Genomic DNA, 22,507 nt, shown 5'->3' with positions numbered 1-22,507 from the left:
CGTCCATGATGGGCCCCCCGGCGGCCGCTGACCACTACTCGATGCCGAGCTCCTCGCAGGCAGCGGCGAACTCGCCGGTGCACAGTTCCTCGGCCGTCACGAACTCGTCCTCGACGACGTCGCTGACGTTGTCGCGGAAGATCGAGACCGGCTCCAGCAGGATCGAGGGGACCTCGCGGCCGGCCTCGGTGTCCTCGACGGTGCCCGTGGTCTCGGCCTCCTCGCCGTTGATCAGCGCGATGGCCAGCTCGGCGAGCGCGTTGGCCTCCTCGCGGATCGACTTGTAGACCGTCATGCACTGGTCGCCGGCGAGGATGTTCTGCAGACCCTCCACCGTGGCGTCCTGACCGGTCACGTTGGCGGCGCCGGCGGCGTTGTTGCGCTCCAGGATCTGGATCACCGAGTTGGCCAGGCCGTCGTTGGCGGCCAGGACGCCCTGGATGTTGCCGCCGGCCTGGGTGTACATCTGCTCGAAGATCGTCGCGGCCTGCTGGTTGTCCCAGTCGGGCACGGCCTGCTCGGCCACCTGCGTGTACTGCGTCATCTCGTCGAGCACCTCGTGGGCGCCCTGCGAGAACAGCGTGGCGTTGTTGTCGTCCGGCGACCCGTTGAGGAAGGCGATGTTGCCCTGGGTGACGCCGTTCTCCTCCAGGCACTGCGCCAGGCCCTCGCCCTGCAGGCGGCCGACCGCGACGTTGTCGAAGGAGACGTAGTACTCCGCCGTCCCGCCCAGGGTCAGCCGGTCGTAGTCGATCGTCTGCACGCCCTCGGCGGCGGCCTGCTCCTGGATCTGCGCGCCCGAGGCGGAATCCAGGTTGACGATGGCGAGGACCGTGGCGCCCTCGGTGATCATCTGCTCGGCGATGGTGGCCTGCCGCTGGGCGTCGCCCTCGGCGTTCTGGATGTCGTACTCGACGCCGGCCTCCTCGAAGGCCGCCTCGAGGTAGGGGCGGTCGAAGTTCTCCCAGCGGACCGAGGACTCGGTGTCAGGGAGGATCACGCCGACCTTGCCGGCCGCCTCACCGTCACCGCCACCGCCGCCGCCGTCGCCGCCGCTGTCGCCGCCACATGCGGCCAAGCCGAAGACGAGGGCGGCCGCGACCGTCGTCGTCAGGGTGCTCCGTCGCGCCATCAGAGGGGACCTGCCTTTTGTTGGGGTTACATCGGAATTCCGGCGGGACATCTTGTCCACCCATTCGATGTGACCGCAAGCACAGTGGACGACCGTTGTCGGACCGTGACGTGGGCCATTCGACCCGCGAGGGGCACGGTGGGCTTGGCCGGATGGTTACCGACGGGTAACTTGAGCGGTACCGCGCCCCTCCGGGCCGGTCCCCCACTGCTGCGGAGGTCTGCGTGTCATCTGAGGAGCGGCGGCCGCGCTCGCTGCGCGAGGTCGTGTTCGTCGACGGCGTGCGCACCCCCTTCGGCAAGGCCGGCCCCAAGGGCCTCTACGCCGAGACCCGCGCCGACGACCTGGTGGTCCGGGTCATCCGCGAACTCCTGCGCCGCAACCCGGCGCTGCCGGCCGAGCGCGTCGACGAGGTGGCCATCGCGGCCACCACGCAGATCGGCGACCAGGGCCTGACGCTGGGTCGCACCGCCGCCCTCCTGGCCGGGCTGCCGAAGTCCGTCCCCGGTTACTCGGTCGACCGCATGTGCGCCGGTGCGATGACCGCCGTGACCACGACCGCGTCGGGCATCGCCTTCGGCGCCTACGACGTCGCCATCGCCGGCGGCGTGGAGCACATGGGCCGCCACCCGATGGGCGAGGGCGCCGACCCGAACCCGCGGTTCTTCAGCGAGAAGCTGGTCGACGAGTCCGCGCTCGTCATGGGCTCCACCGCCGAGAACCTGCACGACCGCTTCCCGCACCTGACCAGGGAACGGGCCGACGCGTTCGCCCTGGCCAGCCAGCAGAAGTACGCGAAGGCGGTCGCCAACGGGCAGATCGGCCCCGAGCTGGTGACCGTGGCCACGCGCTCCGCCGAGCAGGGCTGGGGGGTCGCCACGGTCGACGAGCCGCCGCGGCCGGGCACCACGCTCGACGGCCTGGCGTCGCTCAAGACGCCGTTCCGCCCGCACGGGCACGTGACCGCCGGCAACGCCGCGGGGCTCAACGACGGCGCCACCGGCTGCCTGCTGGCCGCCGAGGACGTCGCCCGGGAGCTCGGCCTGAACATCGGCATGCGGCTGGTCGGCTACGGCTTCGTCGGTGTCGAGCCCGAGGTCATGGGCGTGGGCCCGGTGCCGTCGACGGAGAAGGCGCTGGCCCGCACCGGCCTGACCATCGACGACATCGGCCTGTTCGAGCTCAACGAGGCCTTCGCCGTCCAGGTGCTGGCCTTCCTCGACCACTTCGGCATCGCCGACGACGACGAGCGGGTCAACCCGTGGGGCGGCGCGATCGCCGTCGGCCACCCGCTGGCCTCCTCCGGCGTCCGGCTCATGACGCAGCTGTCCCGCCAGTTCGCCGAGCGGCCCGACGTCCGCTACGGCCTGACCGCCATGTGCGTGGGCCTGGGCATGGGCGCCACCGTGATCTGGGAGAACCCGAACCGGGAAGGGGCCGCGAAGTGACCGCCGTCTTCGAGGAAGAGGTCGTCACCAAGGCGCTCGTCCGTTACCTGCGGCTGCCCGGCCTGGCCGGCGAGTTCGCGCTGATCACGCTCGACAACGGGCACGACCACACCCGCCCGTCCACGTTCGGCCCGGGCGGACTCGCGTCGCTCGATGCAGCGCTGGACGAGATCGCCGCGCGCTCCCCCGCCCCGGTGGGGATCGGCGTGACCGGCAAGCCGTTCATCTTCGCCGTCGGCGCGGACCTGTCCGGCGTTCCGTCGATCACCTCCGCCGAGCAGGCACGGGAGGTCGCCCAGACCGGCCACCGGGTGTTCCGGCGGCTGAAGGACGCGCCGGTGCCGACGTTCGCCTTCCTCAACGGCGTCGCTCTCGGCGGCGGCCTGGAGCTGGCCCTGCACTGCCACTACCGGACCATCGCCACCACCGCGATGGTCGCCTTCCCCGAGGTGTTCCTCGGCCTGGTCCCCGGCTGGGGCGGCACGCAGCTGCTGCCGAACCTCATCGGCATCGACCCGGCCGTCACGGTCGTCGTCGAGAACGCCCTGGCGCAGAACAAGATGACGCCGGCGCCCCGGGCGGCGAAGCTGGGCGTCGCCGACGCCGTCCTGGAGCCCGCCGACTTCCTCGAGCGCTCGCTCGAGTGGGCGGCCGGGGTGCTCCGCGGCGAGGTGACGGTCTCCCGGCCGGACGTCGCCCGGACGGCGTGGGACGACGCCATCGCCCGTGCGCGGGCGATCGTGGCCGCGCGCACCCGCAACGCCTCCCCCGGCGCCGTCCGTGCGGTGGAGCTGCTGGACCTCGCGCGCAACGGCGTGGACGGCGAGGCCTTCACGGCCGGCACGGCGGCCGAGGACGACGCGCTGACCAACCTGCTGATGAGCGACCCGCTGCGGGCGTCGCTCTACTCCTTCGACCTGGTCAACAAGCGGGCCAAGCGGCCGGCCGGCGCGCCGGACAAGAAGCTGGCCCGCAAGGTGACCAAGGTCGGCGTCGTCGGCGCCGGGCTGATGGCCTCGCAGCTGGCGATGCTCTTCGTCCGGCAGCTGAAGGTGCCGGTCGTGCTGACCGACATCGACCAGGCCCGCGTCGACAAGGGCGTGGCCTACGTGCACGGCGAGCTGGACAAGCTGGCCCAGCGCGGGCAGCTGAGCCAGGACGGGCTCAACCGGCTCAAGGGCCTGGTCACCGGCTCGCTGTCCAAGGACGTCTTCGCCGACGCCGACCTGGTCATCGAGGCCGTCTTCGAGGAGATGTCGGTCAAGCAGCAGGTGTTCGCCGAGGTCGAGGCGATCGTCTCGCCCGAGTGCGTGCTGGCGACCAACACCTCGGCGCTCTCGGTGACCGAGATGGCCTCGAAGCTCGAGCACCCCGAGCGGGTGGTGGGCCTGCACTTCTTCAACCCGGTCGCGGTCCTGCCGCTGCTGGAGGTGGTGCGCGCCGAGCAGACGGACGACGCCACACTGGCCACCGCCTTCGCCGTCGGCAAGCAGCTGAAGAAGTCCTGCGTCCTGGTCGCGGACGCTCCGGCGTTCGTGGTCAACCGGCTGCTCACCCGATTCCTCGGCGAGATCACCTCGGCCGTGGAGCAGGGCACCCCGGTGGCCGTCGCCGACCGCGCGCTCGATCCGCTGGGCCTGCCGATGACGCCGTTCGAGCTGCTCACGCTGGTCGGTCCCCCGGTGGCGCTGCACGTGGCCGAGCGCATGCACGAGGCCTTCCCCGACCGCTTCCTCGTCGGCGAGGGGCTCCGCAGGATGGTCGAGCTCGGCAAGTCGTCGGTGTACAGCGAGCCCGGCGTGGTCGACCCCGACCTGGCCGGCATCGACGCCGGCGACTCACCGCTGACCGAGGAGCAGGTGCGGGAGCGGGCGGTGGAGGCCCTGGCCCAGGAGGTCCGGCTGATGCTGGACGAGGGCGTCGTGCAGGCGGTGCAGGACATCGACCTGTGCATGCTGCTGGGCGCCGGATGGCCGTTCTGGCTGGGCGGCATCTCCGCCTACCTGGATCGCGCCGGCGTCTCCGAGAAGGTCACCGGCGAGCGGTTCCTGCCGAAGGGTGTGGCGTCGCTGCCCGCCTGAGAAGCCCCCGCACGCTCGGGCGGTGCCCTGGACGGGCGACGGCCCGGCCCCCTCGACGGAGAGGGAGCCGGGCCGTCGTCGTCCTCGCCCCGGGCGGCCCGTCCGCCGGAGACGGCCGCCGACCTCGCGAAAGGGCCGCCGACCTCACGCTGCAGCACGAGGACGGCGGCCGCACGGTGCGGGCGGCCCGTCCGCCGGACCGGAGCGACCTCGTTCGGGACGGCCGGGGCGATCCGGATCCGCTCAGGCGCCGACCTGACGGTCGCGGCCGGCCCAGAACCGGTCCCGGACCTGCCGGCGCCAGAGCTTGCCGTTGCTCGTCTTGGGCAGCGCGTCGACGAAGTGGACGGCCGTGGGCTTCTTGTAGCCGGCCAGGTGCTGCCGGCAGATGTCGACGACACGGTCGGCCGCGAGCGTCCGGCCGGGCTTGAGCGCGACCACGGCGGTGACCGTCTCACCCCACTTCTCGTGCGGCGCCCCGACGACCACCACCTCGTGGACCTCGGGCAGCAGGGAGATGACCTTCTCCACCTCGGCGGGGTACACGTTGATGCCGCCGGAGATGATGGCGTCGCCCTTGCGGTCGACGATGTACAGGTAGCCCTCCTCGTCCCGGTAGCCGATGTCCCCGGTGTCCAGCCAGCCGTCGGGCCGGAGGATCCCCTCCGTCTGTTCGGGCCGCCGCCAGTACCCCTGCATCACCGTGCCGCCGCGCACCTGGATCTCACCCCGCTCGCCGACCTCGGACAGCTCGACGCCTTCCTCGGAGACCAGGCGGAGGTCGACGAAGGGCGTCGGCCGACCCGCGGAGCCCAGTCGCCGCGGCACCGGATCGCCGGGATCGCTCCGGTGCGCCGCAGGCGGGAGTGCCGCCAGCGGCACCAGGGCCTCGCTCAGGCCGTACACCTGGACGAGCACCTCACCGAATCGCGCGTGCGCCCGCCGCGCGGCCTCGGCGGAGATGGCCGAGCCCCCGTAGGGGACGGCGCGGAGGCTGGAGAGGTCGTACCGCCCGGTCTCCGCCTCGGCCGTGAGCGACGTCAGCATCGTGGGCACGAGCGGGAGGACGGTGACGCCGAGCTCCTGGACGGTGCGCAGCGTCGTGGCCGGGTCGAACCTCGTCAGCGTGGCGGTGGCGGCACCCCGGGCGTAGCAGGCCGTGCCGATCGACCCGCTGAGGTGCGCCATCGGACCGGCGTGCAGCACGACGTCGGTGTGGTCGATCGCGGGCAGCTCCGCCATCAGGCCCGAGATCATGGCCACCCAGTTCCGATGGGTCAGCATCGCCGCCTTCGGCGCGCCGGTCGTCCCGGACGTGTACAGCAGCGCCGCCAGGTCCGTCGGCGCCGGGGCGGCGGTGAGCGGCGCGGCGGGGGCCGCCGATGCGAGCAGCCGCTCGTACCCGTGGGACCGGGGCGCCCGGCCTCCGCCCACGACCACGACCTCCGCCATCCCATCGGGCAGACGGTCGACCAGCTGGTCGGCGCGGCTCGCGTCGGTGACGACGACCCGGGGGGCGCAGTCGTCCACGATCCGGAGGACGTCGTCCACGTGCAGCCTGGGGCTCAGCGCCGTCCGGACGAAACCGCACAGGAACGCGGCCTGCTCGACCTCGAGGAACTCCTGCCCGTTGTCCAGCCACAGCACCACCCGGTCCCCGGGCTCCGTGCCGAGCCGCACCAGTGCGGCGCCGACTCGCAGGACCCGCTCCCGGAGATCGGCGAACGTGACCGCGTGCGCCGCGCCGGTCACGGCGGTGGACCGCGGGTACCGCGCGTACGCACGGGCCAGCACCGCCGCCATGCTCGTGTCCACGTCTGGTCCTCGCGCTACGCGGAGGCGGTCGCTGGGTGACGGTTCGCCGGACGGAGGATGCCGTCCACGCGTCGGGGCACGCCCAGGAAGTCGTCAGGCAGGCCCTCCGGCAGCAGGTCGGCCCCGGCGTCCTGCCACGGAGGACCGGTCCGCGGGTCGACACTCCACACGTCGTTCACAGCCCACTCCTGGGTCATGTCGGGTCGCCCGGCGGGACGGCCGGGCAGGGTGCTGTCGGGGGCGCCGCTCACGCCGACGGCGGTCGCCGGTCGGGGTGGTCACCGGCCAGCCAGGCCAGGTCGTCCTTGCCCCGGCAGACCTCGCTGCGGAGCGTTCCGATCTCATCGATCCGGATGGAGACGCGGTCACCGGCGAGCAGGGTGGTGGGCAGGTCCGGGACGAGGCTGGTGCCCGTGGACAGGACGACCCCGTCCGGAAAGAGGTCCTCGCGGAACAGGTGCTCGACGAGGTCGTCGAGGCTCCGGTGGAGCTCCGCCGTGCTGGCGCTCCCCCGCCAGGCCACCTCCCCCCGGCGCTCGATCCGCATCTCCATGCCGAGCGCCCGCGGGTCGGGAACCTCCCATGCCGGCCGGATCGCCGGGCCGACGGCACAGCCGCCGAGGTACACCTTGGCCTGTGGGAGGTAGAGCGGGTTCTCGCCCTCGATGCTCCGCGAGCTCACGTCGTTGCAGATGGTGTAGCCGAGCACCTCGCCGGCGGGGGTGAGCACCAGTGCGAGCTCCGGCTCGGGGACGTTGGTCTCCGAATCCCGGCGCACGGCAACCTGCTCCCCGTCCCCGGTCACGCGCCAGGCCACCGACTTGAAGAACAGCTCCGGCCGCGCAGCGTCGTACACCAGCTCGTAGACGTCGGCCGCCTTGTCGCTCTCCTCGACGCGTGCCTCCCGCGAGCGACGGTAGGTCACCCCGGCGGCCCACACCTCCATGCGGGAGTCGACCGGTGGCAGCAGGCGGACCTCCGCGGCGTCGACCCCTGGGTCCCGCAGGCTCGCCTCGCAGGCCGAGCGGATGTCGGCGAGCGGCACCCGCAGCAGCCCACCCAGGGTGTCGTGCCCCGGGAGCGGTCGGACCCGGCCGTCGGACTCGACCCCGACAGCCGGCCGGCCGGAGGGGTCGACATAACGGACGATCATCATGAGCCGGCTCCCGGCGACGTGGGTGCGGGTGGGGGCAGGGGCACCCCGCGCAGACCGACCTCGAGCTTGGTGACGTGCCACCGGCCCAGGTTGGCGGCGAGGAGCGCGTCCCCCTGGAACGCCACGTTGGTCGGATGCGCCAGCAGGTGTGCGCTCAGGTCCTCACCCACCACGTCGACCGTCCCGTCGGCCGCCACGCGCAGGACCTGACTCGGCTGGTAGCAGCTGACGAAGACGGAGCCGTCCTCGCCCACGGCGAGACCGTCGGGGTACGCGCCGGGCAGCGTGACGAGGTCGCGCTTGGCACCGGCCGCGCCGTGCTCGTCGACGTCGATCACGGAGACGGCGTGGCGGAAGGTCTCGGCCACGTACAGGCGTGTCCCGTCGGCGCTGAAGGCCAGCCCGTTGGCGAACGTGAACGGGCCGGAGTGCCACACCTCGCCGGTGCCGTCGGGCTGGAGGACGACGATCCCGGGGCCCGGGGTCCCGAACTCCCAGCTGTCGGACACGAACAACCGGCCCGCCGCGTCGAACGCCGGGTAGTTCGGGATCCTGAACCGGTGCCCGGGCACGCCGTCCGCGAACAACTCCAGCTTCCCCGAGGACGTCTGCAGCTTGAAGACCGCGGCGTGCTTCTGGTCGCAGACGAACAGGTCCCCGAACCGGTCGAACGCCATGCCGAGGCAGAACCCGTCCGTGCTCGCCACGACCTCCCTGCGACTGCCGTCCGGGGTGATCCGGTAGATCTCGCCCCGTTCGCCGCCGCACCAGACGAAACCGTCGGCGTCGACGGCGATGCCCTCGGGGTGGGAGAGGCGTGGCTCCGTGACCGCGCCGTCACAGAGGACGCTCATGGGGACGCCGCTGACTACTTCGTCGTTCATGGGGTGCTCCTCACTTGCCGGTGAACTGCGGCTCGCGCTTCTGCAGGAAGGCCGCGATGCCCTCGGCGCCGTCGCGGGTGGCGTACAGGCTCGACAGCGTCTGCTGCTCGAGCGCCAGACCGACGTCCAGCGGCGTCTGCGCCCCCTGATCGATCAGCCGCTTGGCCTCGCGCACCGCCAGCGGCGCGTTGCCGGCGATGGATTCGGCCGTCGTGCGGGCGGTCTCGGCCAGGTCACCGGGCACGCAGACCCGGGACACCACCCGGCGCTCGAACATCTCCTGGGCGCTGTAGAAGGCGCCGGTGACGACCGCCTCCTTCGCGAAGCGGATCCCCGTCGCCCGGGCCAGTCGCTGGGTCCCTCCTCCGCCCGGGAGCAATCCCAGCTTCACCTCCGGGAGACCGAACTTGGCCCGCTCGGAGGCGAGGATCATGTCGCAGCACAGCGCGACCTCGAAACCGCCGCCGAGCGCGTACCCGTTCACCGCGGCGATGGTGAACTGGGGCAGCTGCTCGAGGGCGGTGAAGACCCTCCGGCTGAGCCGCTGGTAGTCGTCGAAGGCCGCCTGCGGGACGCGGTCGTACTCCGAGATGTCGGCGCCGGCGATGAACCCCTTGCCGGTGCCGGTCAGCACGAGCACGCGGACCTCGTCGTCGGTGTGGAGTTCGTCGAAGTAGCTCCCGAGCCGGGTCACCAGGCTCCTCGACAGCGCACCCAGCGCGTCCTCCCGGTCGATGCGGAGCCACGTGACGGGGCCTCGCCGGTCCTCGACGAGGTGCTCGTGGATGCGGACCTCGGTCACAGGGCGCCCGCCTCCTGGAGGTCCCGGAGCGCCTCCTCGGACAGCACCTCGGACAGCACCTCGCGGGTGTGCTCGCCGACGGCGGGGGGCCGCAGCCGCTGGCGCCAGGGGGTCTCGGACAACGTGATGGGGCAGCCGACCAGCTGGAGGGTCTCCCCGGAGGTGTGCTCGACGTCGACGATCAGGGGGGAGCCGTCGGCGGCGAGCTCCGCGGCCGCCTCCTTCATCGTCCGCACCGGCGCCGCCCACAGTCCCGCGGCCAGCAGCGGGTGCAGCCAGTCCTCGGTGGTGCGGGACGGCGTCACGGCATCCAGCCGGCGCTTGATCGCGTCGCGGTCGGCCCAGGCGTCCATGTCGGCCAGGGCGGGGTCGCCGAACACCTCCGCGACGGCCGACAGCTCGCCCATCGCGATCGCGATCCAGCCGTCGGCCGTCCGGTACATGCCGAACGGGGCCGACAACCAGGGCTGGGCGATGCCCGCCTCGGAGCGGGTGAAGTCCAGACCCAGGTTCACCATCGCCGAGATCTCCTGCGTGAGGATCGCCATGGTGGCGTGGAAGAGGTCGACCTCCACGCGCTGGCCCACACCGTGGCGGTACCTGGCCAGCAGGGCGGCGAGGATGCCGTTGGCAAGGGTGAGCGCGCCCGTCGCGTCACAGATCGAGGTGCCCGCGGCGATGGGCGGGTCGCCGGCGGTTCCCGTGTTGAGGGCCAGTCCGCTCGCGGCCTGGATCAGCAGGTCCTGGCCCGGCCGGTTCTCCTGCGCGTACTTGGTGCGCTGTCCCCACCCCGAGCCGGAGCAGTAGATGATGTCCGCACGCACGGCGCGGAAGTCCTCGTAGCCCAGTCCGAGCCGGTCCATCACGCCGGGCCGGAAGTTCTCGACGACGACGTCGCACGTCTCGGCCAGCCGCAGCAGGGCGTCCCGTGCCCCCTTCCCCTTGAGGTCGATGGCGACCGAGCGCTTGTTGCGGTTCATCGCCACGAACGCGGCCGAGTCGGTCCCGATGAGGCGGCCGGCGAACTCGAGACCGCGCTCCCACTCCCCCACCTCCGGGCGCTCGACCTTGATCACGTCGGCGCCCAGATCGGCCAGCACCTGGGTGGCGAAGGGGCCCAGCATCATCTGGGTGAAGTCGAGGACCCGGATGCCTTCCAGGGCAGCAGGGGTGTCGGACGTGGGGTCGGTCGTCGTCACTGCGAGATCTCCTTGCTGCGCTTCCCGTCGAGCATGCGGGTGAGGTGGTCGTGGATGGCGGCCGGCGGAGCGGCGGTGCGCAGCAGGTCCACCAGCGCGATCCCCGCCGCGTCCTGGTAGCCCGGCCACCACGGGTCCCGGGGTCGCACGTGCGAGGACTCGATCGTCGCCCGCGTCCCGGAGAAGAAGCCGCCCACGACGGCATCCGCGGCCTCGTCGTGCCACACCGCCCGGCTGCCCGGCTGACCCTCGTTCGGCAGCACGATCCCCCGCTGGGCGTCCACCCCGGTCAGCCACGCGGCAAACCGCGCCGCCTCCACCGGATGCGCGCTCCTGACGCTGACCGCGAGACCGGCCCCGCCCAGGACCGCCCCCGCCGGATCGGCGCCGACGGAGGGGACGTCGACGAACGACAGACGGCGGCCGGGAGCCGTGGGGCGCTGGTAGTTGGTGTACCCGAACAACAGCGGCGCGTAGACCGGAGCGTCGGCAGCCGGGCCGGCCGACATCAGGTCCAGCAAGCGCGGGGGGTTCAGGTCGAAGCAGCGCGGATCCACCCGGCGGACCAGTTCACAGAAGATGCGCACGGCCTCCAGCGACCAGAACCCGTCGGCGGCCTCGCCGTGGGCGCGAAGGTTGCCCGTGATCGACAGCACGGACAGGACGGCGTCCGAGGGATAGAGCGGGATCGCGACGGAACCGGGAGCCCGTCGGGCCAGCTCCAGCACGTCGTCCCAGCTACGCGGCACCTCCTGGAACAGCGCCCCGGCCCGCGTGCCGTCCACGACCGCCACGTGGCACGCGGCGTCCACCGCCGTCGCCCATTGCCGGCCGTCCCACGTGTAGGTGGCGTGACTGGCGCCGACCGAGTCCGCGGCGAGCGCACCGAGCACGTCCTCACCCACCAGGTCGTCGAGCGGCAGCAGCGCCCCGCTGTGCGCGGCCTCGCCGACCATCGGATGGTCGATGAACAGCAGGTCGGCCGACCCGGCGATCTCGGTCAGCGGTTGGTCGTTGAAGGAGGCGAGCGGCCGGGCGGTGACCCTCATCCGCACGCCGGGGTTGAGGCGCTCCCACTCCCGCACGGCGGCCGTGACAGGGGCCGTGCAGCGGGGGTGGTCCCAGCAGAGGACGGTCAGGTCGACGGTCGACGACATCAGGTCGCCTGACCCGACGGGCCCAGGACGGTCAATCCGCCGTCGACGCGCAGGCAGGTGCCGGTCACGAAGGACGCGTCGTCGGAGAGGAGGAACGCCGTCGCGGCCGCGACCTCGGCCGACTCGCCGAAGCGGCGCAACGCGTGGGAGGCGTTCCAGCTCGCGATCAGGCTGTCCGGATCCGGCGCCGTCTCGAAGATGCGCTGGTTCATCGGCGTCATGATCGTTCCGGGGGCGATGCAGTTGACCCGGATCCGCTCCGGGCCGTACTCCACCGCCGCCTGCTGGGTCAGGGAGAGGATGGCGCCCTTGGTGGCGGCATAGCCGGCCCATCCCGGGAAACCGACGAGGGCCTGGACGCTCGACATGTTGACGATGGAGCCGCCACCCGCCGCACGCAGGTGCGGGATGGCGTACTTCATCCCCGCCCACACCCCCTTGAGGTTGACCGACATGACGCGGTCCCAGTCGGCCTCGGAGATGTCCTCGGCGCTGCCCGGGATCGCGACGCCGGCGTTGTTGACGATGCCGTCCAGCCGCCCGAAGGCCTGAGCCGCTCGCTCCACGAAGTCCGCCACCTCGGACGGCACGGACACGTCCACGCGCCCGGCCAAGACCTCCCCGTCCGAACCCGAGAGCCGCTCGGCCAGCTCCTGGGCCCGCTCGCCGTCCACGTCCGCGACGGCGACGTGGGCCCCCTCCTCGACCAGGCGCACGACGATCGCCTCGCCGATGCCCGCCGCCCCACCGGTCACCACGCACGCCCTGCCTTGAAGCCTCTTCACGCGTCGCCTTCCGTCTCCTCTCCAGTCGCCGCTCTGGACGCCGGAGAAACGTTTTCCTAAACTAGTCTCGACGCACTGCCGATGGGCTGTCAACCACAGTCCGACACCTAGGATCTCGGGCGGCTGGGGGGAGCGGCGAGGACGACATGGCAACCATCAAGGAAGTGGCGGCTCGCGCCGGCGTGGCGCCGTCCACCGTGTCCCGCCTCCTCAACGGCGACCCGACCGTGCGGGTGCGCCCGGAGACGCGCCTGCGGGTCCTTTCCGTCGCGGCAGAGCTGAACTACACGCCCAACCGCGCCGCGCGGGCCCTGCGGGGAACCCGGGTCGGAGCGCTGGGGGTGGCCCTCCGGCACCTGACGAGCCCCGTCTACGCCCAGATCTTCAGTGGCGCGGAGGATGCGGCGCGCAGCGCCGACTTCCTGCTCGTCGCCATCGAGGTCGACGCCCTGGCGACCGACCCCGCGGCCCTGCACCGCTTCGTCCCCGGCAGGGCCGTCGACGGGCTGCTGCTGCAGCGCGACGGCCTGCTGGCGGACGACGTGGTCCTCGAGAACGTGCTGGCCACCAAGCTGCCGTTCGTGATCGTCAACGAGCGGGTGGAGGACCCGCTCTACGGCGTCGCCCTCGACGACGTCCGGGCGTCGCGGATGGCCACCGCGCACCTGCTCGCCCTCGGCCACGTCGACGTCGCGCACCTGGCGATCGGGGGGACCACCCGGCGTGCGCTGGACCGCCAGGAGGGCTGGCAGCAGGCCCTGTCCCACGCCGGGCTCCCCGCACCCCCGGAGATGGTGGCCGTGGGGGGCGGGCGCCCGGAGACGGGCTATGCCGGGATGATGGAGCTACTCGCCAACCCGGTCCGCCCCACCGGCGTCGTCGCCGGCACGCTCCTGGCGGCACTCGGGGCCCTGGCCGCCATCCGCGGCGCAGGGCTGCAGGTGCCCGACGACATCTCCGTCGTGACCCACCACGACTCCTGGGCCGCCGAGTACGCGAGCCCACCACTGACCGCGGTCCGCCTGCCCCTGGAGGAGCTGGGACGCCGGGCGGTGCAGCTGCTCATCGAGCGGCTCGACGGCGCCCCTCCCCGCCAGGAGCTGCTCACCACCCCCGAACCTCAGCTCATTCCCCGAGCGTCCACCGCCCCGCCCCGTTCCGCCGATCGACGGAGACCACGGTGAACCTCTTCGGTGCAACTCAGAGCCCCGAGTCCCTGAGGGACCGGGTCGGTCGCGTTGAGCACGTGGCGAGCAGCACCGCGCTCACCGAGACCGAGGGGCCGGGCCGGGGCATGCGCCGGATCGCCGTCCGGTGCGGAGACGTGGCCTTCGACGTCCACCCGGACCGAGCCCTGGACATCGGCGCCTTCTCGTTCCGGGGTGTCCCCATGGCGTGGATGTCCCCGAGCGGCCTGGTCGGACCGTGGAACCGCGACTCGACGCCGATGGGCTGGCTGAGGGTCTTCCCCGGAGGCCTGGTCAGCACCTGCGGCCTCGACGCCTTCGGATCGCCGTCGCGGGACGAGGGCGAGGACTACCCGCTGCACGGGCTCGCGGGAACGCTGCAGGCCGACCAGGTGGGTCACGGTGGGCGGTGGACCGACGACGGCGACTACGAGATCACCGTGTCCGGCCGCGTGCGCCAGGCGCGGCTGTTCGGCGAGAACCTCGAGCTCCGTCGGGAGATCCGCTGCCGCCTCGGGACCGGCGAACTGAGCATCGACGACGTGGTGACCAACCTCGGCCCGGCCGCCCAGCCGCAGATGATCCTCTACCACGTGAACCTCGGGTGGCCGCTGCTCGACGAGGGGGCGACCCTGCGCCTCCCCAGCGCCGAGGTGGTGCCCCGGGACGAGGACGCCCGCGCCGGCGTGCACGAGTGGGACTCGTTCGGCCCCCCGACGCACCCGTTCCCCGAACAGGTCTTCCGGCACCGGCTGTCCGCCGGCTCCACGGAGGTCCGTGCGGTGCTCTCCAACCCGCGGCTCGGCCTCGCCCTGGCGATGACATTCGACCCCCGGGAGCTCCCCCACCTCTTCCAGTGGAAGATGCTCGGCTCCGGCGCTTACGTCCTCGGGCTCGAGCCGGCCAACTGCCCCGTGATCGAGGGCCGCGCGACCGCCCGGAGCACCGGCGCCCTGCCCGTGCTGGAACCCGGGGAGTCGCGTCACTACCGGCTCACGTTCCAGCCGACGTCGGCCTGACGGCCACACCTTCTCCGGCGGCGTCGGCGGCCGGGGGCCCCGGCGTCCGAGCCGCCCGACCGGAACCGGCCGGGGCCGCTCGGGACGCGCCGGACGCACGTCCGTACCGGCCCCTTGACAGCGACCCGCGTCACATGCACGATCGGTAAATCGTTTTTCCCCGAGCCTGCTACGCCACGGGGTCCAAGTCCAAGTGGAGGGTCCATTGACCAGGTTGAAGCGTCCGGCGCTGATGGGCGCGGCGGTGTTGGCGTTGGTGAGCGTCACGACCGGATGCGGCGGAGGTTCTGGCTCCGGTGACGAGGGTGGCTCCCAGGTCATCACGATCTGGGACCAGGAGCAGTCGGCGAAGGACATCGCCGAGGGCTACGCCGGCGTCGTCGAGCAGTTCGAGGAGGCGCACCCGGGGGTCACCGTCAAGGTGGAGACGTTCCCGTTCGCCCAGTACCGCGACAAGATGCTCGTGGCCATGAAGGGCGGCACCGGTCCGGACGTCATGACCCTCGACCAGGTGTGGACGCCCGAGTTCGCCGCCGCCGGCCTGATCGCGCCGCTGGACGACCGCATCGGGGAGTCCGACGTCATCAAGGAGGACGACTTCTTCGAGGGCGCCTGGCAGTCCAACCAGTACGACGACCAGATGTGGGGCGTGCCCCTGAACTTCGACGTCTGGGAGCAGATGTACTACAACGCCGATCTGTTCCGGGCCGCGGGTCTCGACCCGGACAACCCGCCGAAGACCTGGTCGGAGTGGAACGACGCGGCGGCGAAGCTCAACCAGCCGCCGAACTCCTTCGGCATCGGCCTCATCGGCTGCAAGGACGAGACGTCGTCGGTCCTGACCGACTCGTTCATCTTCTCCAACGGTGGCGAGATCCTCGACGAGTCCGGTGACGTCGTCTTCGACTCGCCGGAGAACGTGGAGGCGTTCGAGCAGTACCAGACCCTCCTGCAGTACTCCCCCGCCGGCTCGGCCGGCGCCTGCGAGCAGGACGTCGTGAACCAGTTCACCGCGGGCAAGGCGGCCATGATCCTCGACGGTTCGTGGCAGCAGGACACCATGAAGAACGCGGCGCAGTTCGACTGGCGGATCGCGCTGCCGCCCGCGCCCGACGGCAAGGAGTTCGTGGGGGCGCTCGGCGGCTGGAACCTGGCGGTGAACGCCAAGAGCGAGAACCAGGACCTGGCCTTCGAGCTGATCGAGACGCTGAGCCAGCCGGAGAACCAGGCGGCGGTCAACTCCCTGATTCCCGCACTCCAGTCGGCCGGTGAGCAGTTCGTGAACGAGAACCGGCAGCAGCCCGAGGTCATCCTGGCGGCGCTGGCGGGCGGGCGGCCGCGTCCCGCATCGCCGGTCTATCCGCAGCTCTCCCAGGTCCAGCAGGCAGCCGTGCAGGAGATCATCGGCGGCGCGGACGTGAAGTCGGTCCTGACCGATGCCGCGAAGCAGATGCAGGAAATCATCGACACCAACAGCTAGTCCGGCGGCATGCGTGCCCGGCATCCCGCCGGGCACGCATGCCCCGACCGTGAGGAAGACCCACGTGAGCATGTCCGTAGCCGAGCGTCTCGCCCCGGGGCAGGCCGTCGCGCAAGAGAAGCGCCGGCACACCCGCCAGACGGCGCTCCGCGTCCTGTGCATCGTCCCGCCGGTCGCCCTGCTCGGCGCCCTGGTGGCCTATCCCCTCGCCACCGCGGTCTACCTGAGCTTCACGACCAGCTCGTTCATCAATCCCGACCCGGATTTCGCCGGGCTGGCGAACTACAGCACCATCCTCGGCTCGGACACCTTCCTCACCGTCCTGAAGAACTCGCTGATCTGGACGATCGCGGTCGTCGCGGCCCAATTCGTGCTGGGGCTCGGCAGCGCGATCCTGCTCTCGCAGAAGTTCCGCGGGCGGCTGGCACTGCGAAGCCTGGTGATCCTGCCGTGGATCATGCCGGGCATCATCGCCGGTGTCCTCTGGAAGCTGCTCTACGACCCGTACCTCGGGCCGGTGAACGCCGTGGCCGGGGGTACCGGCCTCGTGGAGGGCAACCCGGCGTGGCTCGGCCAGGCCAGCACGGCGCTGGCCGCGGTCGTGATCGCGGCGATCTGGAAGGGCTTCCCGCTCTCGACGGTCATGTACATGGCCGCCTACCAGGGTGTACCCAATGATCTGCGCGAGGCGGCACGCTCGGACGGCGCGAACCCGTGGCAGGTCTTCATCCACGTCACGCTCCCGGCCATGGCGCCGACGATCCGGACGACGTTGCTGCTCACCACCGTCTGGACCTTCAACTACTTCGACCTCGTGTACGTGATGACGGCGGGCGGACCCGGTAGCTCCACGGAGATCTTCCCGACCTACATCTACCGCGAGGCCTTCCAGAACGTGCGCTACGGCGTGGCGGGGGCCTACGGAGTGATCTCGGTCGTGCTCCTGTCCATCTTCACCGTCGTGTACCTGCGACAGCTCAACAAGGCCGGAGGGCTGGACTGATGTCCGTCTCCATCGCCCGCAAGAAGGCCGGCCGGCAGGCAGGCATCTACGTCGCAGCCGCGGTCCTGGCGGTGTTCGTCCTGGGCCCGGTGTTCTGGTTGGTCACCACGTCGCTCAAGCCACGCAGCGAGGTCTTCTCCAGCCCTCCGCGGTTCCTCCCGAGCGACATCACGTTCGCCAACTACGCGGACGTCCTCACGACCGACACGATGCTGTTCTTCGCCAACAGCGTGATCGTCTGCCTCGGCACCACGGTGATGTGCCTCGCCTTCGCGCTGCTGGCGTGCTTCACCCTGACGAGGACGGGCACCCGCGGCCGCAAGCCGATCCTCGTGGGCGTGCTGGTGTCGCAGCTGCTCCCGCAGGCGGTGCTCCTGGTGCCGCTGTACCGGGCCGCCGACACGCTGGGGCTGCTCAACAGCCGGTTCGGTCTCATGGTCGCCTTCATGACCTTCACGCTGCCGGTGGCGATCTGGTTGCTGCGCGGCTTTCTCATGGGCATCCCGATGGAGCTCGAGGAAGCGGCCCGGATGGACGGGCTGAGCGAGTTCGGCGCCTACTGGCGGGTGATCGTGCCCCTCGCCAAGCCCGGTGTCGCGGCCGTGGGGATCTACGTGTTCTTCATGGCGTGGCAGGACTTCATGTACTCGCTGGTGTTCCTCACCGACGAGAGCAAGCGCACGCTGCCCCTCGGCGTCCTGAGCCTGATCGGTTCGCACACCATCGAGTGGGGACAGCTCATGGCGGTGTCCGCCCTGCTGCTCGTGCCGATCCTGCTGGTGTTCACCTTCGCCCAGCGGTACTTCATCGCCGGCATCACCGCCGGTGCGGTGAAGGGCTGACCCGGCGGCGCCCCACGACGTGCCGGCGCCGCGGCTGCCCAGCCGCCCCGGCCGCGATCGAGCCGCCCTCGTCGATAAGGGCACCTGGACGCACTCCCCCGCACTGACCGACCGGCCCACCTGCCGGTGAAGGAGAGGAAGCAACGATGGCATCCGTGACCTACCGCGGCGCCACACGGCTCTACCCGGGGGGCACCCGCCCCGCCGTCGACGGCCTGGATCTGGAGATCGAGGACGGCGAGTTCATGGTGCTGGTCGGACCTTCGGGCTGCGGGAAGTCGACCAGTCTCCGCATGGTCGCCGGCCTGGAGGAGGTGGACGACGGCCACATCCTGATCGGCGACCGCGACGTCACGCACCTCCAGCCCAAGGACCGTGACATCGCGATGGTGTTCCAGAGCTACGCGCTCTATCCGCACATGAACGTCGCCGAGAACATGGCCTTCGCCCTGAAGCTCTCCAAGGTGGGCAAGGAGGAGCGGATGGCGCGGGTCAAGGAGGCGGCCAAGCTGCTCGACCTCGAGCCCTACCTGGACCGCAAGCCCAAGGCTCTGTCCGGTGGCCAGCGCCAGCGGGTGGCCATGGGGCGGGCCATCGTCCGCCATCCGCAGGTGTTCTGCATGGACGAGCCGCTCTCCAACCTGGACGCGAAGCTCCGCGTGTCCACGCGCACGCAGATCGCCGCGCTGCAGCAGCGCCTGGGCATCACCACGCTCTACGTCACGCACGACCAGGTCGAGGCCATGACGATGGGTGATCGCGTCGCGGTGATGAAGGACGGCGTCCTCCAGCAGGTGGACAGCCCGCTCAGGCTCTACGAGCGCCCCGCGAACGTGTTCGTGGCCGGCTTCATCGGCTCTCCCGCGATGAACCTGCTCTCGGCGAAGCCGAGCGAGGGCGGAGTGGTGATCGACGGTCACCACCTGCCCATCGACCGGGAGACCACCGCGAAGATGACCGGCGACGTCACCGTCGGGGTGCGCCCGGAGTCGTGGCGGATGGTCGGCGAGTCCGGCGACGGCCTGCCCGTGCGCGTGACCGTCGTCGAGGAGCTGGGTGCCGATGCCTTCGTGTACGGGCAGTGCGACCTGGACGGTGTGCCCGGTCAGGTGATCATCCGTGTCGCGCCGGGACGGGTTCCCCGCAAGGGCGAGACGATCTACGTCACCACGGATCCGGAACGCGTCCACGTCTTCGACGGCGGCTCCGGAGTGCGGCTGTCCGCCTGAGGTCCCCCGGCCGGCGGACCCCGCCGGCACCCGAGCACGAACCCGGCGGCCCGGCTCCCTCGGCGTTGAGGGGCCCGGGCCGTCGTCGCGTCGAGCCCCGGGAGGTCGTGCCGAGTGGGCCCCGGACGGGTCCGCGGAGGCAGGACGCAACGTCTCGGCTGCGTCGGGGACCATCCGTGGTCGCGGCGATCCGGCGGATCGCCGTGCCTTGGATCAGCGGAACTTGGCGGTGAGGCTGTCCATCGTGCGGTTCACCGAGGCGACCTTGATGTGCGAGAGGCCACCGGTGGCGCCCGCCGCCAGCATCGCCTCGTGCGCAGCCCGCAGCGTCGCCCACACCTGGTCGGCCTCGCCCTCGAGGGTGGTGCCCAGCGCGCCCACCTCGTAGCGGAGTCCCGACGCCTGGATCACCGCGATGGCGGCCTCCACGTGGGCGTGCGGGTCCTCCGGCGTCCCCGGCGGCGACGGGGCCACCTGGACCTCCGCGATCACCGTCACCGCTGTGCGCCGTCCACGGGCTCGACGGCGTCGTCCTCGGCCCGGTCGGTGAGCACGGCGGTCCACTCGGCGATCCGGCGGGCGACGTCCTGCTCGGTGAGCCCCGCGTCAGCCAGCACCTGCGCGCGGCTGCCGTGCTCGAAGAACCGCTGCGGCAGGCCCACCGCCCGCACCGGCACGTCGCAGTCCCGGTCCTGCAGGGCCTGGGTCAGCGTGGTCCCGACCCCGCCGGCGCGGCCGCCGTCCTCGACGGTGACGACCAGCCGGTGCCCGGCGGCCAGGTCGACGAGCTCGGGCGCGATCGGCAGCACCCAGCGGGGGTCGACCACCGTCACCTCGATGCCGTGGTCGGCGGCCCGCTCGGCGACGGCCAGGCACATCGGCACCATCGACCCCACGGCGACCAGCAGGACGTCCGGTCGCTCCCCCCGGCGCAGCACGTCCACCGGACCGCGGCGCTCCAGCGCCGGGACGTCCACGGGCGGCGCCCCCTTCGGGAAACGCACCACCGTGGGGCCGTCGGTCACGGCGAGCGCCTCGCGCAGTGCCTCGCGCAGGGTCGACTCGTCACGCGGGGCGGCCAGCCGCAGGCCGGGCACGACCGAGAGGATCGACATGTCCCACATGCCGTTGTGCGACGCCCCGTCGGTGCCGGTCACCCCCGCCCGGTCGAGGACGACGGTCACCGGCTGCCGGTGCAGGGCGACGTCCATCAGCAGCTGGTCGAAGGCGCGGTTGAGGAACGTCGAGTACACGGCGACGACGGGGTGCAGCCCACCCATCGCCAGACCCGCCGCCGAGGTGAGCGCGTGCTGCTCGGCGATGCCGACGTCGAAGGTCCGCTCCGGGAAGCGCTCGGCGAAGGCCGCCAGCCCGGTCGGGTGCAGCATCGCCGCGGTGATCGCGACGACGTCGGCCCGCTCGGCGCCGATCCGCACCAGCTCGTCGGAGAAGGCCGTCGTCCAGTCGCGCGCGGCGACGGTGCTCGCGCCGCTGTCGGGGTCGAACGTGCCGGTGGCGTGCCACGCGTCGATCTGGTCGGTCTCGGCCGGCGGGTAGCCGAAACCCTTGGTGGTGACCGCGTGCACGATCACGGGGCCGCCGAACGAGCGGGCCCGCCGCAGCGCCGACTCCATCATGTCGATGTCGTGCCCGTCGACCGGTCCGACGTACTTCAGACCGAGGTCCTCGAACATGCCCTGGGGCGACAGGACGTCCTTGAGGCCCTTCTTGATGGCGTGCAGCGCGTCGTAGAGCGCCGTCCCCACCACCGGAGCGCGGTGCAGCGCCTGACGCACGGCGTTCAGCGCGTCCTCGTACCCCGGCCGCAGCCGCAGGGTGGCCAGTGCGTCGGCCACGCCCCCGATCGTCGGGGAGTACGACCGGCCGTTGTCGTTGACCACGATCACGACGGGACGGTCCTGCGCGGCAGCGATGTTGTTGAGCGCCTCCCATGCCATGCCACCGGTCAGGGCACCGTCACCGACGACGGCGACGACCGGGCGGCTGTCGCCGCGCACCGCGTAGGCCTTGGCGAGCCCGTCGGCGTAGGACAGCGCGGTCGAGGCGTGGCTGTTCTCCACCCAGTCGTGCTCGCTCTCGGCCCGGCTGGGATACCCCGAGAGGCCGCCCCGCTGACGCAGCCGCTCGAAGCCCTCGATCCGCCCGGTGAGCATCTTGTGCACGTAGGCCTGGTGGCCGGTGTCGAAGACGATGGGCTCGCGGGGCGACTCGAACACCCGGTGCAGGGCGATCGTCAGCTCGACGCAGCCCAGGTTGGGGCCGAGGTGCCCGCCCGTCCTCGCGACGCTGGTGACGAGGGCGTCGCGGATCTCCGCGGCCAGGTTGGGCAGCGCTTCGGACGGGAGGGCCCGGAGGTCTTCGGGGCCCCGCAGGGATCGCAGGAGCGGCACGGCTCGGCGGTGTCCTCTCGGTCGGCGGCAGCTGTTCTGCAGCCGCCGGTCAACTGTAACTGCGTTTCCGCCGGGTCTTCCGACCGAGGAAATCGGCCGGATGCACCTCAGCCGGCCTCCGGCACTCTTCCGCGGACGCTCGCCGCGACGCGTCACGCGCCGGTCGGCCTACAGGCGCGGCACCCACCGCTCTCCCCGCAGCGCCCCGGCCACCACCTCGACGCCGCGGGCGGCCGCCGCCAGGCGCGCACCCTCGCGCTCGTACGCGGCCACCGCCGCCTCGATCGCATCGGCCGGCAGCTGGTCGGCCAGCTCGACGCGCACCGTGCGCCAGCCCTTCCGCGCGGCCTCCAGCCCGGCGGCGACGTGGTCACCGGCGAACCGGGCGAGCAGCACCGGATAGCGGCGCAGCACCTCGTGCGCCCGGTAGTCGGGCGGGACGAGGTCGAACAGCCACGCCACCGCCGTCCGTTCCCAGTCGGGAGCGCCCGGCGGGCGCACCTCCTCGGGCCAGCCCGGCGGCACGACGTCGTCTGCTCTGACCATGTCGCTCACACTGCACCGGACGGCTGACGGTCCGGCGCCCCGCTCAGGAGGTCGACTGGCGCTTGAGCCAGAACTGCTCGAAGCCCCAGGTACCGGCGCCGCTGGAGTGGTAGCTCACCAGCTCCCAGCCCTCGGCACCCAGCCGGTTCAGGACGGAGCTCGTGTCACCCTGCTGGCGCTCGGACTGACCGCCGGGGAGCTTGACGCTCACACCGGCACGCTGCGACTCGGCGTCGTTGGCGGTGATGACGGAGGCGTATTCCCACGTGGGCACACCCAGACGCTAACGCGTCCCCCGGCCGGCACCGCCCTGCGGGTGGGCACCGCGACG

The 22,507-nt window shown here is 71.9% G+C and carries 20 protein-coding genes; 8 read left to right on the top strand and 12 right to left on the bottom strand.

Annotated features, from left to right (window positions below):
- Nucleotides 1–34 precede the first annotated feature (34 nt).
- A complete protein-coding gene (locus ACFSHS_RS21590) occupies nt 35–1,132 on the bottom strand; it encodes a sugar ABC transporter substrate-binding protein (protein ID WP_376880711.1) in 1,098 nt (365 codons plus the stop codon).
- A 224-nt stretch (nt 1,133–1,356) separates the two neighbouring features.
- Between ACFSHS_RS21590 and ACFSHS_RS21585 the strand changes: the two genes are divergently transcribed.
- A complete protein-coding gene (locus ACFSHS_RS21585) occupies nt 1,357–2,580 on the top strand; it encodes a thiolase family protein (RefSeq protein ID WP_376880709.1) in 1,224 nt (407 codons plus the stop codon).
- Nucleotides 2,577–4,661, top strand: a complete 2,085-nt coding sequence (locus ACFSHS_RS21580) for a 3-hydroxyacyl-CoA dehydrogenase NAD-binding domain-containing protein (RefSeq protein ID WP_376880706.1) — start codon at nt 2,577–2,579, stop codon at nt 4,659–4,661. The genes ACFSHS_RS21585 and ACFSHS_RS21580 overlap by 4 nt, the downstream gene beginning before the upstream one ends.
- 243 nt (nt 4,662–4,904) lie before the next feature.
- Here ACFSHS_RS21580 and ACFSHS_RS21575 read toward each other — a convergent pair whose 3' ends face one another.
- The 7 genes from ACFSHS_RS21575 to ACFSHS_RS21545 all read right to left on the bottom strand — a co-directional run bounded on the left by ACFSHS_RS21575 (nt 4,905) and on the right by ACFSHS_RS21545 (nt 12,459).
- Nucleotides 4,905–6,476, bottom strand: a complete 1,572-nt coding sequence (locus ACFSHS_RS21575) for a class I adenylate-forming enzyme family protein (RefSeq protein ID WP_376880703.1) — start codon at nt 6,474–6,476, stop codon at nt 4,905–4,907.
- Nucleotides 6,477–6,723: 247 nt separating this feature from the next.
- The gene (locus ACFSHS_RS21570) at nt 6,724–7,632 is read right to left on the bottom strand and encodes a fumarylacetoacetate hydrolase family protein (protein ID WP_376880701.1); all 909 of its coding nucleotides are present in this window, start codon (nt 7,630–7,632) and stop codon (nt 6,724–6,726) included.
- Nucleotides 7,629–8,516: an SMP-30/gluconolactonase/LRE family protein gene (locus tag ACFSHS_RS21565; protein ID WP_376880698.1), complete on the bottom strand. Its 888-nt coding sequence runs from the start codon at nt 8,514–8,516 to the stop codon at nt 7,629–7,631. Before ACFSHS_RS21565 ends, ACFSHS_RS21570 begins: the two co-directional genes overlap by 4 nt.
- Nucleotides 8,517–8,526: 10 nt before the next feature.
- The gene (locus ACFSHS_RS21560; protein ID WP_376880696.1) at nt 8,527–9,318 is read right to left on the bottom strand and encodes an enoyl-CoA hydratase/isomerase family protein; all 792 of its coding nucleotides are present in this window, start codon (nt 9,316–9,318) and stop codon (nt 8,527–8,529) included.
- Entirely contained in the window at nt 9,315–10,517 is a 1,203-nt protein-coding gene (locus ACFSHS_RS21555) for a CaiB/BaiF CoA transferase family protein (RefSeq protein WP_376880693.1), read from the bottom strand. The genes ACFSHS_RS21560 and ACFSHS_RS21555 overlap by 4 nt, the downstream gene beginning before the upstream one ends.
- Nucleotides 10,514–11,674: an extracellular solute-binding protein gene (locus ACFSHS_RS21550; protein WP_376880691.1), complete on the bottom strand. Its 1,161-nt coding sequence runs from the start codon at nt 11,672–11,674 to the stop codon at nt 10,514–10,516. The genes ACFSHS_RS21555 and ACFSHS_RS21550 overlap by 4 nt, the downstream gene beginning before the upstream one ends.
- Nucleotides 11,674–12,459: an SDR family NAD(P)-dependent oxidoreductase gene (locus ACFSHS_RS21545; RefSeq protein ID WP_376880688.1), complete on the bottom strand. Its 786-nt coding sequence runs from the start codon at nt 12,457–12,459 to the stop codon at nt 11,674–11,676. Before ACFSHS_RS21545 ends, ACFSHS_RS21550 begins: the two co-directional genes overlap by 1 nt.
- Before the next feature lie 146 nt (nt 12,460–12,605).
- On the opposite strand from ACFSHS_RS21545, the gene ACFSHS_RS21540 reads away from it, so the two are divergent.
- The 6 genes from ACFSHS_RS21540 to ACFSHS_RS21515 all read left to right on the top strand — a co-directional run bounded on the left by ACFSHS_RS21540 (nt 12,606) and on the right by ACFSHS_RS21515 (nt 19,219).
- Complete coding sequence (locus ACFSHS_RS21540) at nt 12,606–13,643, top strand: LacI family DNA-binding transcriptional regulator (RefSeq protein ID WP_376880685.1); 1,038 nt, start codon at nt 12,606–12,608, stop codon at nt 13,641–13,643.
- A 62-nt stretch (nt 13,644–13,705) separates the two neighbouring features.
- Nucleotides 13,706–14,665: an aldose 1-epimerase family protein gene (locus ACFSHS_RS21535; RefSeq protein ID WP_376880683.1), complete on the top strand. Its 960-nt coding sequence runs from the start codon at nt 13,706–13,708 to the stop codon at nt 14,663–14,665.
- Between the two features lie 256 nt (nt 14,666–14,921).
- Complete coding sequence (locus ACFSHS_RS21530; RefSeq protein ID WP_376880681.1) at nt 14,922–16,145, top strand: ABC transporter substrate-binding protein; 1,224 nt, start codon at nt 14,922–14,924, stop codon at nt 16,143–16,145.
- 70 nt (nt 16,146–16,215) lie between these two features.
- A complete protein-coding gene (locus tag ACFSHS_RS21525; protein WP_376881141.1) occupies nt 16,216–17,148 on the top strand; it encodes a carbohydrate ABC transporter permease in 933 nt (310 codons plus the stop codon).
- Complete coding sequence (locus ACFSHS_RS21520) at nt 17,148–17,990, top strand: carbohydrate ABC transporter permease (protein WP_376880679.1); 843 nt, start codon at nt 17,148–17,150, stop codon at nt 17,988–17,990. Before ACFSHS_RS21525 ends, ACFSHS_RS21520 begins: the two co-directional genes overlap by 1 nt.
- A 146-nt stretch (nt 17,991–18,136) precedes the next feature.
- Nucleotides 18,137–19,219: an ABC transporter ATP-binding protein gene (locus ACFSHS_RS21515; protein WP_376880677.1), complete on the top strand. Its 1,083-nt coding sequence runs from the start codon at nt 18,137–18,139 to the stop codon at nt 19,217–19,219.
- A gap of 213 nt (nt 19,220–19,432) precedes the next feature.
- Here the strand turns inward: ACFSHS_RS21515 and ACFSHS_RS21510 are convergent, their stop codons facing one another.
- From ACFSHS_RS21510 to ACFSHS_RS21495, 4 genes are all read right to left on the bottom strand, one after another.
- Nucleotides 19,433–19,717, bottom strand: coding sequence for a thiamine-binding protein (locus tag ACFSHS_RS21510; protein ID WP_376880674.1), 285 nt, complete (start codon nt 19,715–19,717; stop codon nt 19,433–19,435).
- A complete protein-coding gene (gene dxs / locus ACFSHS_RS21505) occupies nt 19,714–21,630 on the bottom strand; it encodes a 1-deoxy-D-xylulose-5-phosphate synthase (protein WP_376880672.1) in 1,917 nt (638 codons plus the stop codon). The genes ACFSHS_RS21510 and dxs overlap by 4 nt, the downstream gene beginning before the upstream one ends.
- Nucleotides 21,631–21,798: 168 nt before the next feature.
- Nucleotides 21,799–22,176: a hypothetical protein gene (locus ACFSHS_RS21500; protein ID WP_376880670.1), complete on the bottom strand. Its 378-nt coding sequence runs from the start codon at nt 22,174–22,176 to the stop codon at nt 21,799–21,801.
- A 43-nt stretch (nt 22,177–22,219) separates the two neighbouring features.
- The gene (locus ACFSHS_RS21495) at nt 22,220–22,450 is read right to left on the bottom strand and encodes a DUF4177 domain-containing protein (RefSeq protein ID WP_376880667.1); all 231 of its coding nucleotides are present in this window, start codon (nt 22,448–22,450) and stop codon (nt 22,220–22,222) included.
- Nucleotides 22,451–22,507: the final 57 nt, after the last annotated feature.

It is taken from the genome of Blastococcus deserti, from assembly GCF_042682525.1.
In the GTDB taxonomy this organism is placed as follows: Bacteria; Actinomycetota; Actinomycetes; order Mycobacteriales; family Geodermatophilaceae; genus Blastococcus_B; species Blastococcus_B deserti.
Note: the sequence above shows the minus strand (reverse complement) of the source record. Positions and strands in the feature narration are given on the sequence as shown.

Excerpts from the sequence above, each read along its gene's own strand:
- ACFSHS_RS21590 (WP_376880711.1), bottom strand. The coding sequence starts at position 1,132 with ATGGCGCGACGGAGCACCCTGACGACGACGGTCGCGGCCGCCCTCGTC.
- ACFSHS_RS21570 (WP_376880701.1), bottom strand. The coding sequence starts at position 7,632 with ATGATGATCGTCCGTTATGTCGACCCCTCCGGCCGGCCGGCTGTCGGG.
- ACFSHS_RS21565 (WP_376880698.1), bottom strand. The coding sequence starts at position 8,516 with ATGAACGACGAAGTAGTCAGCGGCGTCCCCATGAGCGTCCTCTGTGAC.
- ACFSHS_RS21550 (WP_376880691.1), bottom strand. The coding sequence starts at position 11,674 with ATGTCGTCGACCGTCGACCTGACCGTCCTCTGCTGGGACCACCCCCGC.
- ACFSHS_RS21540 (WP_376880685.1), top strand. The coding sequence starts at position 12,606 with ATGGCAACCATCAAGGAAGTGGCGGCTCGCGCCGGCGTGGCGCCGTCC.
- ACFSHS_RS21525 (WP_376881141.1), top strand. The coding sequence starts at position 16,216 with ATGTCCGTAGCCGAGCGTCTCGCCCCGGGGCAGGCCGTCGCGCAAGAG.
- ACFSHS_RS21520 (WP_376880679.1), top strand. The coding sequence starts at position 17,148 with ATGTCCGTCTCCATCGCCCGCAAGAAGGCCGGCCGGCAGGCAGGCATC.
- ACFSHS_RS21515 (WP_376880677.1), top strand. The coding sequence starts at position 18,137 with ATGGCATCCGTGACCTACCGCGGCGCCACACGGCTCTACCCGGGGGGC.
- ACFSHS_RS21500 (WP_376880670.1), bottom strand. The coding sequence starts at position 22,176 with ATGGTCAGAGCAGACGACGTCGTGCCGCCGGGCTGGCCCGAGGAGGTG.